The organism is Moorena sp. SIO3I6 (assembly GCF_010672095.1).
In genome coordinates, this window is sequence record NZ_JAAHHU010001496.1 from 1 (window position 1) to 1,221 (window position 1,221).

Here is a 1,221-nt window from a genome sequence, read left to right on the forward strand (position 1 = left end):
TATCAACGACATCCAGAGAGATCTGGAATATTTGCAATTATAGCTCTTGATTTTTGTGTAGCTAGGACTATATAGTATTTAATTAATAACTTCCTTGAGGCGGTCTAAATTCAACCAATAGTAATTCCGAATATGATAAGTCAGATGACCCAAGCGCTCCTTGACCACAGGAACGTAATCATCCTCTGGCAACAACAACTCACTGGCCGCCTGCAAAGCAGTGTAGAATAGGGCTTGAATATCCAACGGATAGCCATCAACTCCCATGCGTCGGTCAATCATGAACGCACCATCCGGCACCAACATGGTGGGAAACAGATCAAATCGCTTAGTCAGACACAGATCTAGAACTAATTTGATTCCCCGTTGGAACCTTGTCTGGTGGGCAAGGGCTTGATCACCAGTTGCCTTGACATAAGCCCTTAAAATCAGCAACCACCATAAGCCAGAATCTACTGGAGCAACTCGTGCGATCGCATGTTCCCCAAAATCCGCCCCTAAATACTCCTGTTCCTTCTTATGTATTACTTTAAAGCTGGCTGGCATCAATCCTTGACCCGCCTTAAAGCAATCCATATGCTTTTCACGGCTTTGAAGCCCTAGGGTTTCGATCAGGAAATTGCGCACAATTTCTCCCTTGCCCTTCATCAGCAATGCCATAGCCGACACCGCGAAATCCCGCGTAAAGCACTGGTCATAATTCAGGGCTTCCATATCCGGGTCTTTCGACGCTACTGTGCCCACGGGATGTCCTTGATAATAGATAATCGAATCTTCCAGGGCTTGCCAAGCTGCATCGATCAGATTACCTTCGCTTCCCATATAAAATTTCTCCTTTAAGTTGTCCATCTGGTTGATGCTAGCTTAACTCCTTTGAAAAAATCCTGAAGTACTTGGCTCGGATATCGAAAGACAGAGAAATTCGGGAACTTCGGATCAAGGAACTTCGGATCAAGGAACAGGGAATAGGTCAGAAGAATTGAGGCAATTTATATCATAAAAATACTAATGCTGCAAGGTATCAGCAAACAATCTTTAACAAAAAAACCTTCAACTGTAAGCACTCAGCCGTCAGCCGTCAGCCGTCAGCTAAAAGCTCACGCTACTTGAGGTGCCGTCAGCTTATTTTATTCAAAGGTGCGCTCTTACCATTAAGAATTAAATTCGCCACGGGTCGCACCTAAAAGTACCGATTGCGCTACGCGCATTAGCTGATAGCTG

1 protein-coding gene is annotated in these 1,221 nt (G+C 44.7%); it reads right to left on the minus strand.

Going from position 1 to position 1,221, the window contains the following annotated elements; translation table 11 throughout:
* Nucleotides 1–78: 78 nt before the first annotated feature.
* Nucleotides 79–822 (minus strand): glycoside hydrolase 100 family protein, encoded by a 744-nt coding sequence (locus F6K49_RS50610; protein WP_293110443.1) that lies wholly within the window; start codon nucleotides 820–822, stop codon nucleotides 79–81.
* Nucleotides 823–1,221: the final 399 nt, after the last annotated feature.